17 protein-coding genes and 1 tRNA gene are annotated in these 14,906 nt (G+C 36.8%); 6 read left to right on the forward strand and 12 right to left on the reverse strand.

Annotated elements, in window-relative coordinates; genetic code table 11:
* Positions 1–5: 5 nt before the first annotated feature.
* From AC4HCY_RS14115 to polX, 4 genes are all read right to left on the reverse strand, one after another.
* Positions 6–1,952: a V-type ATP synthase subunit I gene (locus AC4HCY_RS14115; RefSeq protein ID WP_323433891.1), complete on the reverse strand. Its 1,947-nt coding sequence runs from the start codon at positions 1,950–1,952 to the stop codon at positions 6–8.
* Positions 1,939–2,265, reverse strand: coding sequence for an ATPase (locus AC4HCY_RS14120; protein WP_323433890.1), 327 nt, complete (start codon positions 2,263–2,265; stop codon positions 1,939–1,941). The genes AC4HCY_RS14115 and AC4HCY_RS14120 overlap by 14 nt, the downstream gene beginning before the upstream one ends.
* A 369-nt stretch (positions 2,266–2,634) precedes the next feature.
* Entirely contained in the window at positions 2,635–3,243 is a 609-nt protein-coding gene (gene nth, locus AC4HCY_RS14125; protein WP_323433906.1) for an endonuclease III, read from the reverse strand.
* Positions 3,244–3,256: 13 nt separating this feature from the next.
* Positions 3,257–4,975 (reverse strand): DNA polymerase/3'-5' exonuclease PolX, encoded by a 1,719-nt coding sequence (gene polX / locus AC4HCY_RS14130; protein WP_323433889.1) that lies wholly within the window; start codon positions 4,973–4,975, stop codon positions 3,257–3,259.
* A 221-nt stretch (positions 4,976–5,196) separates the two neighbouring features.
* Here polX and AC4HCY_RS14135 point away from each other — a divergent pair, with 221 nt between their 5' ends.
* The gene (locus AC4HCY_RS14135) at positions 5,197–6,948 is read left to right on the forward strand and encodes a B12-binding domain-containing radical SAM protein (protein ID WP_323430875.1); all 1,752 of its coding nucleotides are present in this window, start codon (positions 5,197–5,199) and stop codon (positions 6,946–6,948) included.
* 64 nt (positions 6,949–7,012) lie between these two features.
* Entirely contained in the window at positions 7,013–7,432 is a 420-nt protein-coding gene (locus tag AC4HCY_RS14140; RefSeq protein ID WP_323430874.1) for a ferritin-like domain-containing protein, read from the forward strand.
* A 23-nt stretch (positions 7,433–7,455) separates the two neighbouring features.
* Here the strand turns inward: AC4HCY_RS14140 and AC4HCY_RS14145 are convergent, their stop codons facing one another.
* The gene (locus AC4HCY_RS14145) at positions 7,456–8,160 is read right to left on the reverse strand and encodes a zinc dependent phospholipase C family protein (protein ID WP_323430873.1); all 705 of its coding nucleotides are present in this window, start codon (positions 8,158–8,160) and stop codon (positions 7,456–7,458) included.
* Positions 8,161–8,290: 130 nt separating this feature from the next.
* Here AC4HCY_RS14145 and AC4HCY_RS14150 point away from each other — a divergent pair, with 130 nt between their 5' ends.
* A complete protein-coding gene (locus tag AC4HCY_RS14150) occupies positions 8,291–9,406 on the forward strand; it encodes an aminopeptidase (RefSeq protein ID WP_491094441.1) in 1,116 nt (371 codons plus the stop codon).
* A 68-nt stretch (positions 9,407–9,474) separates the two neighbouring features.
* Here AC4HCY_RS14150 and AC4HCY_RS14155 read toward each other — a convergent pair.
* The 7 genes from AC4HCY_RS14155 to AC4HCY_RS14185 form a co-directional block, all read right to left on the reverse strand.
* Positions 9,475–9,551: transfer RNA gene (locus AC4HCY_RS14155), tRNA-Val, on the reverse strand.
* Positions 9,552–9,601: 50 nt separating this feature from the next.
* A complete protein-coding gene (locus tag AC4HCY_RS14160; RefSeq protein WP_323430871.1) occupies positions 9,602–10,192 on the reverse strand; it encodes a nucleotidyltransferase family protein in 591 nt (196 codons plus the stop codon).
* Positions 10,189–10,935: a selenium cofactor biosynthesis protein YqeC gene (gene yqeC, locus AC4HCY_RS14165; RefSeq protein ID WP_323430870.1), complete on the reverse strand. Its 747-nt coding sequence runs from the start codon at positions 10,933–10,935 to the stop codon at positions 10,189–10,191. The genes AC4HCY_RS14160 and yqeC overlap by 4 nt, the downstream gene beginning before the upstream one ends.
* Before the next feature lie 72 nt (positions 10,936–11,007).
* Positions 11,008–11,412, reverse strand: coding sequence for a GerW family sporulation protein (locus AC4HCY_RS14170; RefSeq protein ID WP_323430869.1), 405 nt, complete (start codon positions 11,410–11,412; stop codon positions 11,008–11,010).
* Between the two features lie 48 nt (positions 11,413–11,460).
* Positions 11,461–12,129, reverse strand: coding sequence for a hypothetical protein (locus AC4HCY_RS14175; protein WP_323430868.1), 669 nt, complete (start codon positions 12,127–12,129; stop codon positions 11,461–11,463).
* Positions 12,130–12,142: 13 nt separating this feature from the next.
* On the reverse strand, positions 12,143–12,586 hold the full coding sequence (locus AC4HCY_RS14180) for an anti-sigma factor family protein (RefSeq protein WP_323430867.1): 444 nt from the start codon (positions 12,584–12,586) through the stop codon (positions 12,143–12,145).
* Positions 12,587–12,588: 2 nt separating this feature from the next.
* Complete coding sequence (locus AC4HCY_RS14185) at positions 12,589–13,158, reverse strand: RNA polymerase sigma factor (protein WP_323430866.1); 570 nt, start codon at positions 13,156–13,158, stop codon at positions 12,589–12,591.
* Between the two features lie 132 nt (positions 13,159–13,290).
* On the opposite strand from AC4HCY_RS14185, the gene AC4HCY_RS14190 reads away from it, so the two are divergent.
* The 3 genes from AC4HCY_RS14190 (at position 13,291) to AC4HCY_RS14200 (ending at position 14,904) form a co-directional block, all read left to right on the forward strand.
* Positions 13,291–13,710, forward strand: coding sequence for a CBS domain-containing protein (locus tag AC4HCY_RS14190; protein ID WP_323430865.1), 420 nt, complete (start codon positions 13,291–13,293; stop codon positions 13,708–13,710).
* A gap of 121 nt (positions 13,711–13,831) precedes the next feature.
* Positions 13,832–14,527 (forward strand): DUF421 domain-containing protein, encoded by a 696-nt coding sequence (locus AC4HCY_RS14195; protein ID WP_323430864.1) that lies wholly within the window; start codon positions 13,832–13,834, stop codon positions 14,525–14,527.
* Positions 14,524–14,904 (forward strand): DUF4363 family protein, encoded by a 381-nt coding sequence (locus AC4HCY_RS14200; RefSeq protein ID WP_323430863.1) that lies wholly within the window; start codon positions 14,524–14,526, stop codon positions 14,902–14,904. Before AC4HCY_RS14195 ends, AC4HCY_RS14200 begins: the two co-directional genes overlap by 4 nt.
* The last annotated feature ends 2 nt before the right edge of the window (positions 14,905–14,906 follow it).

Consider the following 14,906-nt stretch of genomic DNA (forward strand, 5'->3'; position numbering starts at 1 on the left):
CTAACTTATTTTAAGTTTATATATTTAGGTTCGCTTCTGAATAAATTAAATGGTTTGCCTCCGCCTTCGTAGAATTTTCCAAAAAATTCAACGAAGATAAGTCTTATTGAATGGACATATGCCCCCAATGCACTAAGGAATATATTGAAAAATTGGCCGCCGATAAACACGACAACACCCGCTATTATTCCAACTATTCCAGAATCGAAAAGCATTCCGGCTATCATATTTATGGCACCGCCAATAAATCCGCCGGACAGCCCTAGAGCCATAAGCCTGGAATAGGATACAAAATCTCCTACATAACTTGATATGCCATATAAGCTGTATAAACCACCAACAGCTTTGCCGGCAATACTTTTTGATTCTCTTCCCCCAGTGGCAACTATACCTGCCATCCCTGCTATCATAACAATCAATGATATATTCTTAATAATATCAGGCAATGCAACAAAGCCGGACACGAGGAATCCGATTCCGCCGGTCAGTGCCATATACCAAAAACCTACATCAAATAGTGCATCCAGATATTTTTTTTCTTTTATATATAAATAAGCTTTTAATCCCAATCCGAAGTATAAGTGGAATATACCAAATACAATGGATATGATCAATATATTAAAGTACTCAGTTGAAGGATTGATCAAAGCCGGCATAGGTATAATACCGCCTAAGAATGATCCATATATCAAGCCCCATACGATAGTCGGGTAGCTTAAATAGTGAAAAAATCTTATGAAATTCTTTTGACTCTCTGATAAATTGAAAGATTTAAGTGCAACTATTGTACCAATAAGCAGTGCCAGGCCATAACCAATATCGGCCAGCATCATTCCAAAGAAAATAAGATAGAACGGTGCTAAAAACGGAGTTGGATCTATCTCATTATACTTTGGTAAGGAATACATACTGGTTAAAGACTCAAAAGCTTGTGCAAATTTTGAATTCTCCAATAGTATGGGCACGTTCGAATCATCCTTATCCACTTCGTTAACTTGTAAATAGTAAACATTGTTGAGAGCTTTTTTTACAGTATCCGTAAATTCTTCAACCATTTTTGAAGGGATATAACCCATTATAACGTTTACACTTTCTGTCATTAAGAAATTTTCTGAGGATGCAATCCTTAATTTTTGATTCATCAAATAATCATATACTACTTCCAGCTTAGGCAGATTGCTCGATAATTCTGCAATCTCTTGCTCATAACCCTTTGCTTCATTCTCTATGGCATTTATTCTTTTATCCAATTCTGAAATTTCTTCTGCCGGTTTACCTTCCAAATTCAGCTTGCTCTTAGAAAAGCTGCTGTTTCTTAATATCTCCATAACCATTTCTGATTCCGACTTAGAGGATAAAACCAAAATATATAAATTGTCTTTATCTTCGCTTATGACTTCAAAGTATGTGTACTGAGTGCCCAATAAATCGTTTTGCAGCTTTTCTCTAAGTTTCTTAGGTATGGTCCCCATGTTTACTTCTACCTGTTCAAAAGAATTCAAGTTTTTAATAGATGTATTCAGCTTAACCCAAGGTCTTAATTCATCTATTGAGGTATTTATCTTAGAGGTCTCTTGGCTTAAGGCTTCTTTCTTTGTATTCAGCTCTCTCAGCTGATTATACAAAGGGGTATAATCTATGCTTGAGCCTCTTTCTTCAAGTTCAATGAAATTAAAGCTTTCCTTGCCCTTTTGCATGGCTTTGATGCCGGTATCTTTAATATAATATTTAGATAATAAATCGATGGCATATTTTACCTTTGTAATCTCTTCATCCACAGCAACCACGCTTTCAGGCACTTTAACATTCTTTAAACCTTCATTCTTAAGAGTTTCATCCTCATCTAGGTTAGTAAAATGAACATATTCAAATTTTTGAAGCTCATGGAGAAGATTTTCCCTTTCTGAATCAAAGGCAAACAAGCTGAAGTTACTCATCTTAACTATTGCCATTTGCGTTCACAATCCTCTCGATAATAATGTTAACAGCTGAGTCTAAATCCTCGTCTTTTAGGTTATTTAATGCTTTAGCTGCTTCAATGCCTTTTTCAATGATAGGCTTTGCTATAGCCTCTCCTTCCTGCACAGCTAATCTCTTAATATCTTCCGCCTCGGCTTTTGCATCTGAAAGTATCCTCTTATGCTCCTGTTCAGCCGAAATTTCTGCCTCCTGTTTTGAATTCTTAGAAGCCAAAATCGTATCCTGCAATATTTTCTTTGCTTTCTCTTCTGCCTCTTTTACTGTCTCAATCGCATCCTTTGCCATCTAGTCACCCCCTAGATTTATAATTTTGGGTTTCCAATATACCTTATATGCTTTGCCGCAGATCAATAAAGCAATATCATGTCATATACAGCAATACCTCTCACCACCTCTTTCAGATTCTACTCTGACGCCGCGGATTGTTCATATTGTACAAAGTACATTGGAAATATACAGACGAATTAATACAAACATTGGTATTTATTCGTCACTAATGTATAAATTCCTGCAATATAATCTGTTCAAAAAAAGAAACAATTATTATATTATTTTAATATCTAAAATTATAACATTTCTGCTTAAATAATGACAAGTCAACACTTGCAATTTTAAACGCATCTATTGCATCTAAATGCAAATTTCCTTTCTCAATTACCGTTTTTCTTTGTTATAATAATCACAAATGTCCTTGATATTGCATATTTCACATTTTGGTTTTTTAGCATCGCATATTCTTCTTCCATGCCATATCAAAAGATGATGAGCTAATGACCAGATGTCCTTTGGCAAAGAGCTCATAAGCTGCTTTTCTGTTTCGTCCACATTCTTGCTGTCAGCTAAGCCTATTCTGTTAGATACCCTGAATACATGAGTATCCACAGCTATGGCAGGGACACCGAAGCCATTGCTCAATACAACATTGGCAGTCTTTCTTCCGACCCCAGGCAGAGAAATCAAATCTTCCATATTACCGGGAACTTCTCCATTATGATCACTGACCAGAATGCTGCACATGTTCAGTATGTTCTTGGCTTTATTCCTGTAAAGCCCAATTTTTTTTATTTTTTCCTCTAATTGATGGTGATTCATTGTTAAAAAGCCATCAGGTGTTTTATAGTGCTTGAAGAGTTCTGATGTAACTTCATTAACCTTTTTATCTGTCGATTGAGCACTTAGCATCGTTGCTACCAACAGTTGAAAAGTATTTTCGAAGCTTAATTCGCATTTAGCTTCAGGATAAAGCTCTGCCAGCTTCTCCATGACCAATAAAGGCTTATCGTTTTTGTTTTTCAAAATAATCCCCCAATTCACTGCATTCCATGCAATTTATTATATCTTTTGATTCAAGCCATCCTTTACGTGCAATCCCTACACCAAGCTTGATATTTTTCATGCCTTCTACGCTATGTGCATCAGGATTTATTGCAAATTTTACACCCCTGGATTTTGCATATTTTATGTATCTCCAATCCAGATCAAGCCTATGCGGATCGCAATTTATTTCAATGATTTTGTCGTTATCAGCCACAGAATCTATAATTGAATAAATATCCATATCTGACGCCTCACGAGCCAGAAGAATCCTTCCTGTAATGTGCCCTATAATAGTAGTATGCTTGTTTTTTATAGCATTTATTATTCTAGCGGTCATCTTGTCCTTCTCCATGCCCAGGTTTGAGTGGACAGATGCAATAACAAAATCAAACAAGGATAATATCTCATCGCTGTAATCTAAAGAACCATCCGGCAAAATATCTGACTCAACCCCTTTAAATATTTTGAAGTCTTTGGACTTAAAGTTATATTCATCAATTTCTTCAATCTGCCTCCTTATGTCATCTTCTTTTAAGCCATTCGCATAAAATGCCGAACGGCTATGATCTGATATCCCTATATAGCTAAGGCCCATTCTTTTTGCCGCATCTGCCATTTGAGCTATTCCCGAAGAGCCGTCGCTATAGGAGGTATGTATATGAAATGCTCCTTTCAAATCCTCATAAATTACTAAATCAGGCAAACTTCTTTTTTCCGCCATCTCAATCTCACCAGTATTTTCTCTCAGCTCAGGCGGAATAAAACTCAGCCCCAGGGCATTATAAACCTCAGTCTCAGTTTTGCAATCAATCAAATTATCATTTTGAAATAAACCATACTCATTTATTTTAATTCCCTCAGCTTTGGCCCTATGCCTTAAAGCCGTATTATGTTCCTTACTGCCTGTAAAATGGTGCAGTGCGTAGGGAAATTGAACATCCTCCACTACCCTCAAATCCATCATTATCCCTTTTTTCAGCCTTACCGAAGTCTTTGTTTCTCCCTTAGATACGACCTCACCTATCTCTTCAAAAGCAGTAAAATAATCCATAAGCTTCAATGGCTGATTTGTGCTTGCCAGGATATCTATATCCTTTACCACTTCTTTCTTTCTCCTTAAGCTTCCTGCTATATCACATCGGATGACCAAAGGAGATTTAAGAAGTTTATCCTTTATGGATTCCGCATCTTCTATGACGTATCCATAAAGATACTGTCCGCTGAATCTCTTTATGTCCTGTATACCTTTCAGTATCTTGCTTTGAGTTTTTTCACCGAAACCCTCCAAGCTCAGCAAGCGATTCTCCATGCAGGCGTATTCAAGCTCGCCAACGGTTTCTATACCCAATTTTTCATACAGCATCTTCGCTTTCTTGGGCCCTATGCCTTGGATCTTTAAAATATCAAAAATTCCCGGCGGTATGCTGTTTTTTAGGTTTTCATAAAACTCCAGTCTTCCTGTTCTGTGAAGCTCAATGATTTTTCCCGACAGGGCCTCTCCTATTCCTTTTATTCCTACTATTTTATCATCTTCAATATAATCATCCAGTTCTCCTTCCAGCATTTCCAAAATTCTTGCCCCGTTCACATAGGCCTTGATTTTGAACGGATTATCACCCTTTATCTCCAGCATAAGCCCTATTTCTTCCAGTATCCTGCTGATTTCTCGCTTATCCATATACTCTCACCTCGCAATATTAATTACATTCTAACAAATTATCCTCTATTAGCAACCATGTGATATACTTTTATACATTGACAGTATTCTTATTTAAGATAAAAATTATGACTTTTTTAAACATGGAGCAGTATAAAGACGATTGCCTGCGGTCTAGCGATCATAATTATTAAAATTACTGTTATAATTAATATTATATCAATTTTAAACGGAGGCGTACTATGGATATACAAAAGCTCTCTCTCATAGCTTTAAATTCTAAATTTATACACTCTAATCTGGCAGTAAGATACTTAAGCAGCTATCTTCAAAACAAAAATATAAAAGCATATATATTAGAATTCAGCATAAACGACAGCTTTGACAGCATAATAAAAAAAATATATTTGAGCAATAGTGATGTAATGGCTTTCTCGTGCTATATATGGAACAGGGAATTGGTGATGAAGCTGGGATCAAGCCTGAAAAAAGTAATGCCGGATTCCATAATCGTATTGGGAGGGCCGGAAGTCTCTTACGATGTCGAATCCACTATGAAAGAAAACCCTTGGATTGATTACATTATCTTTGGGGAAGGCGAAGAAACTTTCTATGAATTTGCGTCTCGTCTCAAATCGGGGCGTGAGTCCGCTCAAAATATAGATGGCCTTGCATGCAATAAAAATGGAATCATCCATATAAACAAGCTGCGAAATCCCATATCCGACCTTGACCGGCTACCTTTCCCATATGTTTCTTTTGACGGCCTGGAGAATAAAATACTTTATTATGAAACCTCAAGAGGCTGCCCGTTTAAATGCCAATATTGCCTCTCTTCTTTGGAGACGGGTGTAAGATATTTTTCTCTGGAGAGAGTTTATAATGATATAAATATATTTATAGAAAACCATGTTAGGCAGGTTAAGCTCGTAGATCGGACTTTTAACTGCAGCAAGGAAAGATGTCTCAAAATAATGGACTACATACTCAGTAAAAAGGGCAATACTAATTTTCATTTTGAAATCTCCGCCAAGCTTATAGACTCTGATTTTTTAGATATGGTAAAAAAGGCACCAAAAGGAATTTTCCAGTTTGAAATAGGAGTTCAGTCTACAAATGATGATACACTTGAAACTATAAGCAGGACGGAAAGCTTCGAGAGTATAAGATACAACATAACAAAGCTCATTGATATAGGTAACTGCCATGTGCATTTGGACCTCATCGCAGGACTGCCTTGCGAGGACATAAAAAGCTTCGAAAAATCCTTTAACGACGTTTATTATCTGAAATCCAATATGCTTCAGCTTGGCTTTTTGAAGCTGCTCAGAGGTTCTGGGCTGAGACAGGCCGCTGATAAATACGGTATTTTGTATAATGCTCACCCTCCCTATGAGGTCTTGTCAACAAAAGAAGTAAGTTATAAGGATATATTGGAGTTAAAAATTATAGAAGAGCTGGTAGAAATATTCCACAACTCGGCTAGATTTAGCAAGAGCCTTTCATATCTGATTGAAGAGCACAATATTAACCCTTTTCAATTTTTTAAAGCTTTAGGTGCTTATTATGTTGATAACGATGGGTTTAGCAGATCTTTAAAAATATCTGACCATTATGAGCTTTTATACGGTTTCGCATTAAAAATAATAGGGAGATCTTGCTTATTCAATGAATTATTAAAATTTGACTACTTTAAGTCAATCGGAACCAACATGCCGGCTTGTATCCACAGGTTCAACAGCGCAGCAATCAAGGGGCAAGTCAGCAGCTTTTTGAAGAATGAAAAAAATATAGCCAGTCATATGCCTGAGCTAATCTCTATGGATGTGAAACAGAAGCTTAAATATATAAGGTTTGAAATATTTGATGCAGATATGCTGGGCGGCCTGGAGCAAGGCAAGCATATCCTGTTTTCAATAAAAGACCCAAAGGGCGGTGCTGAAGAAAGGCTGATGTCCTTTCCGCTGGATGAGTTTGTGAAAATAAGCACGTAAAGTAAACTTTTCTATATAACTTCATATAATATACTAATGATTCTTTAAGGGGGCCATATGGTATATGGATAATTATGATGACAACAGCAAACTTTTGGACTTGCTCAGGGAAGCTATGAAAGACGAAAGGCATGATTACCTTAAATACAAAATGATGATGGAGGCAGCACCAAGCAGAGAAATAGCGGATCAGGTACGCTTTGCCCATGAGGATGAAGGAAAGCACTACAGGATGTTTCAAAAAATATATAGGGATTTAACGGGCAGAACTATAGAAATTCCTATCCCTCAAGTAGAAAAATACGAAAACTATATTGATGCTGTCAAAAGCAGCATCAATGGTGAGCTAGAGGCTGTGGAACTATACAGAGATATACGCTCCATGCTGAACTCAAAAAAGCACAGAGATATGCTTTTCGAGATTATAACAGATGAACAGGAACATGCCACTCGCTTTGTATATGTATTTTCCATGCTTAAATAATTATTTGGCGCCATACAGGCGCCTTAGATTTTTTCTCCAACTTCCTTATAAAAATTTAGAAAGCATCCCGCTGTGGTTCTTTGAGCCATCGGAAATATCTGGCCTGCAATCCTATAAAACCTGTCCCGTCTACACGCGATCAGAGAATATCTTCTATATATTGCAATCGCATCCTTAGCGTTCCTTTCGATATAGTCATATGGATTCTCAAGATATATACCGCCTTGAGAAGCTGCGTAATTTTCAAAACTATCATGGACTGCTTTAATCCATTGTTCAAAACGTCTATGGCTTTTCAATAAATATATATCACCGTGCTGCGGCACTGTGGAATCCTGTATAAGGTGCACCGCTGCTCCAAGATAAGTCATGGCCATCTCTTTATCCCCCGATTCCCAATATACCTTGGCGCAGCCATAATAACGCGCGAATCTTTGCCTTGAGTTTTTGCATCCGTATAAGCCTCTATGCGTATATGGATTATAAAAATGCTCTCTGCTTCTGAAATCCTGATCTGCCCAATAAACACCTTTATTTATTTCATCCAGATATTGTAGGAAAAATTCATAAGCTTCCCTATAACCGTCATTTTTTAGTATTTCTAAGGCCCGCTTATTGATAAACATATGAACCTGGCAAAAAGTCTGAACAAAATATTTCTTAAAAGGTACAGCAAACCATAGTATAGTTTTAAAGCTTCTTCCATATACTTTTTCAACAACGCTCATTTTTTCAACCCCAATCGTAGCTGTTACATGTGATAATTATATGTTTTCCACAGGAATATTCTATATACCTATATTATATTATGATATAATTTGATTAATATAAAAGTGCAATCGAATTGGAGGAGAGAACTTGAAAGATCCTAGAATATCTCAATTAGCAAAAAATCTAATAAATTACTCAGTAAGCATAAAGCCCGGTGAAAATCTTCTCATTGAGCTATTTGATTCAGGCGATGAATTGGCTTCAGAGCTTATCAGAGAATGCTATAGGGCGGGGGCCAACCCATTTCTTTCAATTAAGAGCAGAAAGCTTATGAAGGATCTGATCATGAACACAAGTAAAGAACATATGCTTGCTCTATCATCCTTTGAAGCCGACAGAATGAAAAAAATGCATGCTTACATAGCTATCAGAGGTGCGCTCAATTCCTCAGAATGGTCGGACATCCCGGAAGATAAGCTGAGCATCTATATGAAAAATTGGTCGAAGCCCGTTCATTCGGACATAAGAGTTCCCCATACCAAATGGTGCGTTATGAGGTATCCAAGCCATGCTATGGCTCAAATGGCCGGCATGAGCATGGAAAGGTTTGAGGACTTTTTCTTTGATGTTTGCTGCCTTGACTATTCAAACATGGATAAGGCGATGAATCCTTTGAAGGAGTTAATGGATAAAACCGATAAAGTCAAAATTAGAGGCAAAGATACGGATTTAAGCTTCTCTATAAAGAATCTGCCTGCAATTAAATGTTCAGGCGAAGCCAACATTCCTGACGGAGAGGTTTATACTGCCCCAGTAAAGGATTCAGTCGAAGGATATATAACCTATAATACCCCTTCAGAATATCAAGGCTTTACATACGAGAACATCAAGCTGGAATTTTCAAAGGGAAAAATCATAAAAGCAACAGCAAACGACACCGAAAGAATAAACAGAATATTTGATACCGATGAAGGCGCTCGCTATGTGGGTGAGTTTGCCATAGGTGTAAACCCGTATATAACAAAGCCGATGAAGGATACCCTCTTTGATGAAAAGATTATGGGAAGCTTCCATTTTACCCCCGGCAGCTCTTACGATGATTGTTTCAACGGAAACAAGTCTGCTGTGCATTGGGATTTGGTATTCATTCAAACTCCTGAATACGGCGGCGGAGAAATATGGTTTGACGATGTGCTGGTGCGGAAAAACGGCCTGTTTGTACTAAAAGAACTGGAAGGCTTAAATCCTGAAAATCTAAAATAAGAATGGCTTATTATTCAAAAATTGCGGTGCATAACACCGCAATTTTTAATGCTTATGATTTCATGCTTTGGTGGGCGGTATTGGGATCGAACCAACGACCTCCACGATGTCAACGTGGCACTCTAACCAGCTGAGCTAACCGCCCATTAGATTTCAAATTATATTATATCATTATAAAAGGGATTTAATCAATACCTATATTATTTTCAGCGTCTCATTATATTCTTCAGGGGTATCGATGTCAAATCCTGCCATTGTGCCATAAAAGTCAACAAACATCACCCTGTCGGAATTGCCTTGTATAATCGTTCTTCCTCCGGTATCACCTGTGATGTTCATAAGCTCTTGTTTGAATTCCACGGGGAATATTGTGGGCATTCCTTTTTTTCCGTCATAGCAAGGTACAATTATGGAATTTTGATTTTTCTTCCAAGCATTTATAAGCGCTTCGATAATATCTTTGGTCATAAAAGGTTGGTCTCCTGCTATGAACATATAAGCCTTTGCATCCGGATCAGAATTTTTTATTCCTTCAATTACCGAAGTGCTCTGACCGAATTCTGCTCTTGCATTATAGACAGCTTTCACATCATATTTTTTGATCCTGTCCATCACTTCTTCAGAATGATAAACCACAAGTATCTCCCAAAATGCTTTACAGCTTTTAACCGTCTCTACTGCATTTTCAACTATCGTGCTGTTTTTCAAAGGCAATATCAGCTTTTGTTTTCCCATACGCTTCGAACTTCCGGCAGCAAGTATAATACCCGTTATAATATCAATCACATCCAATACATCTTATTTCTAAGTGAAGCAATGACAAACCCGATATTTTCATCTTCTGCCATGCTTTTTATTTTTAATCCTGCTTCTCTTAAACCGGAATTATCCGCTTTATTAAGCAGAACTATCTTATTTGCATTATCAGGTGCGTTTTTAAACAATCCTTGAGGGTGCCTGATCAGTTTGGCTAACATGATCGTGTCAATTTTATCACCAGGGCGGCATCCGCAGATGATGCAAAACTCATCCGGTCTGTGAACTGTTTCTTCCCCCGCAGCCCTGCCCAGTGAATCCAAGCCGATCACTCCAATCAATACCGTAGTTGATTGCGGCACTGCCGGTTCCCACTCTGCCGGCGCCTTTATTGGTTTCTTTTTCCCTCCGTCGGCTTCGAACAGCATAAAGTCAAAGACACCAGTATTATATAACTCATCTGCAAGATGAATATCTATGCCCTTTATTTTATTTTCATTTGTGATTTCCTTCCCCATCACATAAATTCCTTTATCTCTAATGGCTTCAACATATCTTAGCAAAGCTTTCCTATCCTTGCTTATGATCAAATCATTATTAATTTCTTTTGGCGGTATGTATATATGAGTAGTAGTAGATAATAATATTTTTTTATTGAACTGTTTCAATTCTTCTGACAGATTATAGAGTAGAGTGGTCTTCCCTCCGGCACCTACAATGGAAATCAGATGCCTTTTATTTATATCAATATTCAAAGCCTTGATCATGTCCATAATATACTAACCCCGCTTCCATCATTAGAATATCACAAAATTCTGTTCAATAAAAGAAAAGCCCTAACGGGCTTATTCTTCTTTCTGCTCTTCTTCAGAAGTATCACTGCAGCAGTTTTTATTTGCTTTCTTTAAGTCTATCTTTTTTATTAATTCCGGTACCATATCAATAAGTTTTTCCAAATTATGCTTTTGTTTTATGGGTAAGACACTGACGTCTCCATCCTTAATGACCAGCATGGCATCGGGTGATACTTTAGCTCCGACTCCAAGCCCGCCGCCTGCGCCATCAGAACCCTTTGAGTCTTTGCCCTGGCCGGAACCGCCGCTGCAGCCAAAAGAAACTGTGATAATGGGAATCAAGGTAATTTCACCAATCGCAATGGGTTCACCTATTACTGTCTCAGTTTTTAAGAAATTTTCAAGCTTATTGAATACTAGCTCCAAACTGTTGTCAATGGGTAATTTATTATCCATTTTTTTCTCTCCTCTCAATCTTTATCTCATTAATATTTACACATATACCTAGCTAAAAGTTTCAGCTTTGATTAAATTTTTTAATTTATTTCTTACATCTTTTTTAAATAAAAATCTGATCAATTCAACCATAAATGTACCAAGGGTGAGTTTACCGCTGACAACCATTTCAAAATCAGCAGTTACTTCATCAAACACAGGGCTGATATCACAATCTGCGTTAGGGAAAATGCTCTCTAAGAAATAAACAATCCCTGAAACGGAACCTGTAACAAAAGGATCGTCAAATCCATAGAGAAGCTTTATTCTTAACTGCTCCGGCTTAATGGCTATAAGTATTTTTTTTAGAAATACTATTAATTCTTCAAGAAAATACTTATCCATAATATCATTGATCTTGAATTTTCGTTTTTTATGCTTTTTATATTCACCTGCTTTGTCTTTTTGCTCTTTTTTCTGCTTTGCTTTATTTTTGGGCTTTATTGTTATTTCCCTGCCGAATATAAAAAGCTTTGTTACAAATCCAGCGTCACTATTATAGATACCATTTAAGCAGAACCTCTTAGCCCATTTTACTTTCAGATCTAAGGCCATACCTTTATTATATGCCAAATCCATATGATAATAAAAAGGCACCAGCAACAAAACCGCAGTTATTACAAAAAATAATAATACCAACGAAAGAAGCAGCTTTAACAAAAAAGTCAGCAAAATCAAATTTTTCCCCTCCTCATTGTGATTTTCTTCTATGAGGTATTGCATAACTCATTATCCTATTTTTATAGCTTATTCTCATTCTTCTCATATAACTTATTCCCATTCTTCTCAGCAATGGCATTCCAGGTATAAATTCAAGAAATCTTGATGAGTTTTCAATAATTAAACCATTCAGTTTCGCAGAATCCTTGACAATATCCTTCAGCTTCTTTTCTTCTTCTAATTGTGCAAACAGGTTATCTATCACCAGTTCAGTTTTTGACGAGAGTTTATCCGTATATTCATTATCTTCATTGAACAGAGATTTAAGGCTTTGATCAATAGAATAAAGCATTTTCAGTTCATCCATACAGCTTTTGCATACTTTTAAATGTTCAGATAGAAAAATCAGTTCCAAGGGTTCGATATTATCATCAATCAATGCCTGCAGCAGTGATGTATCAAATTTACACTCCATATTCATACCTCCATTTCTCCGGATAAATACTCTTTCAAAGCATTTCGTGCTCTGTACAGATCTGTTTTAACCGTTCCTATCGGCTGATCCAAAGTTAAAGCGATATCCTTATACGTCAAATCTTCATAGTATCTTAATGATATGACCATTCTTTGCCGTGGTGTCAATTCTTTTAACAGCTTCTCAATGGTCTTTTTCAACTCTATCTTTTCTATCCTATATTCCAAATCCTCACATGAAGGCAATATTTCCTCAAGAGGCACATTATTATTGGCTACGGCGTTTAGGGATATGACATTGCTTTTAATCTCTCTTATAAAATTCAGGCAGGTATTAACCGCAACCTTTCTGATCCATGGATGAAAGGGTTTGTCGATATTGTATTTATCAATAAATCTAAAAATTTTTATATATATTTCCTGTACTAAATCCAATGCATCATGTTCATTTCCTGCATATCTGAAGCATAATGTGAAAAGATATCTTTCGTATGATTTGCACAGCTCTGAAAATGCCTGCTTGTCTCTTTTCTTACAGGATAAAAGCAGTTCTTTGCTAATTTGATCGTTCACGCCATCACCTCCATGTATAAAGAATACAATATTTTCATAGAAAATGTTTCAATTTAAACTATTTTTTTATACATTTATTTAAAATTCTAATGGAAAAAATATATTCAGACTACTATTGAAAGGGTGATTGATTTGAAAATCAGAGAGCTTATGAGCCGCGATGTAAGAACTATTTCATCGGATGCGACCATAAAAGACGCTGCAAACATAATGAATACAATGGATATTGGATCTGTCCCTGTCCTTGAAAACAACAAATTAGTGGGAATCATTACTGACAGAGATATTGTGCTCCGTTCTGTAGCACAAGGCCAGGACTCAAGCCAGAAAATATCTAATGTTATGACGAGAGATATAGAAACCGTCTGCTCAGACACTGAAGTCCATGAAGCAGCCGATATAATGTCCAAAAAACAGATACGCAGGCTACCCGTTGTTGACGGTGACAGCCTTGTAGGCATAATAGCTATCGGAGACTTGGCTGTCGAAGGCATGTATGCGGATGAAGCCGGAGAAGCCTTGCATGATATATCAAAGGATACCTTGTCTTGAGTTTGATAAGCCTCCGGCTTAGCCGGAGGCTTATTGCTTTGATTGATATGAATATAAATCTGTTATCAGGTTAAAATGTATATGTTAGTCGAGTCCCGTGTTGAAGATGAGGTGCTTTATAATGCTGATCGTTTTTGTTAGAACTATAATTCTATATTTTTTAATAGTATTGATAATGAGGCTGATGGGTAAAAGACAAATAGGACAGCTTCAGCCTTCAGAGCTGGTTGTAGCCTTAGTCATAGCTGATCTGGCAGCAATCCCTATGGGCAATGTGGGCATACCCCTGCTTACAGGCATAATACCAATTCTCACTTTATTTATCTGTGAGGCATTGCTATCTTACATATCCTTAAAAAGTCAGCCAGCCAGAAGGTTTATATCTGGCAAGCCCAGCATAGTGGTTGAAAAAGGGAAAATACTTGAAAATGAATTGAGAAAACAGAGATTCAACATTGACGATCTGATGGAGCAGCTTAGGTTAAAGGATGTAAGCGATATAAATGATGTAGAATATGCCCTGCTGGAAACAGGGGGACAAATCAGCGTAATTCTTAAGACTAATAAAAAGCCGGTGATCAGGGAGGACCTAAATATAAATGCCGCATATGAAGGTCTGCCCATATCATTGATCATAGACGGTCATATAAATTTACAAAATCTTTCTATAGCAGGCCATGATAAAAATTGGTTGGCAAAGCAGCTGGATAACAGCAACATAAGATCCTCCGATGATGTTTTATTTGCTTATATCTCCCAAGACAACAAGTTTATGTTTCAACTAAAGGACAAAACAAAAGGTGATGATGATAAATGAAACCATTATTATATACGATCATACTGACACTGGCAATAATAGGCTCAGGCATATTTACAATAAATATGCTTAAAAAGGATGCAGAAATATTATATGATTTTGTACTGGAAATGGAAAGCGATATAATGTCTGAAAAATGGGATGATGCCGGTGAAAAAGGTGATAAGCTCCATAATCAGTGGAAAAAATATAAAAAGGTCTGGCCAATGCTCATTGACCACTTGGAGATAGATAATCTTGACATCCATATTTCCGAGCTGGAATCTTTTTTAATAAGCAGGGACAAAACTCAAGCCTTATCAAAATTATCTATATTAAAGCTGCTGGTAAAGCATATACCTGAGAAAGAATCCTTTACACTGCAAAATATCCTGTAAAG

This window comes from Lutispora sp. QWL-02 (genome assembly GCF_058315355.1).

Coding starts and splice junctions, on each gene's coding strand:
- AC4HCY_RS14115 (WP_323433891.1), bottom strand. CDS start 1,952: ATGGCAATAGTTAAGATGAGTAACTTCAGCTTGTTTGCCTTTGATTCA.
- AC4HCY_RS14120 (WP_323433890.1), bottom strand. CDS start 2,265: ATGGCAAAGGATGCGATTGAGACAGTAAAAGAGGCAGAAGAGAAAGCA.
- nth (WP_323433906.1), bottom strand. CDS start 3,243: ATGGAGAAGCTGGCAGAGCTTTATCCTGAAGCTAAATGCGAATTAAGC.
- polX (WP_323433889.1), bottom strand. CDS start 4,975: ATGGATAAGCGAGAAATCAGCAGGATACTGGAAGAAATAGGGCTTATG.
- AC4HCY_RS14135 (WP_323430875.1), top strand. CDS start 5,197: ATGGATATACAAAAGCTCTCTCTCATAGCTTTAAATTCTAAATTTATA.
- AC4HCY_RS14140 (WP_323430874.1), top strand. CDS start 7,013: ATGGATAATTATGATGACAACAGCAAACTTTTGGACTTGCTCAGGGAA.
- AC4HCY_RS14145 (WP_323430873.1), bottom strand. CDS start 8,160: ATGAGCGTTGTTGAAAAAGTATATGGAAGAAGCTTTAAAACTATACTA.
- yqeC (WP_323430870.1), bottom strand. CDS start 10,935: ATGGACATGATCAAGGCTTTGAATATTGATATAAATAAAAGGCATCTG.
- AC4HCY_RS14170 (WP_323430869.1), bottom strand. CDS start 11,412: ATGGATAATAAATTACCCATTGACAACAGTTTGGAGCTAGTATTCAAT.
- AC4HCY_RS14180 (WP_323430867.1), bottom strand. CDS start 12,586: ATGGAGTGTAAATTTGATACATCACTGCTGCAGGCATTGATTGATGAT.
- AC4HCY_RS14195 (WP_323430864.1), top strand. CDS start 13,832: ATGCTGATCGTTTTTGTTAGAACTATAATTCTATATTTTTTAATAGTA.
- AC4HCY_RS14200 (WP_323430863.1), top strand. CDS start 14,524: ATGAAACCATTATTATATACGATCATACTGACACTGGCAATAATAGGC.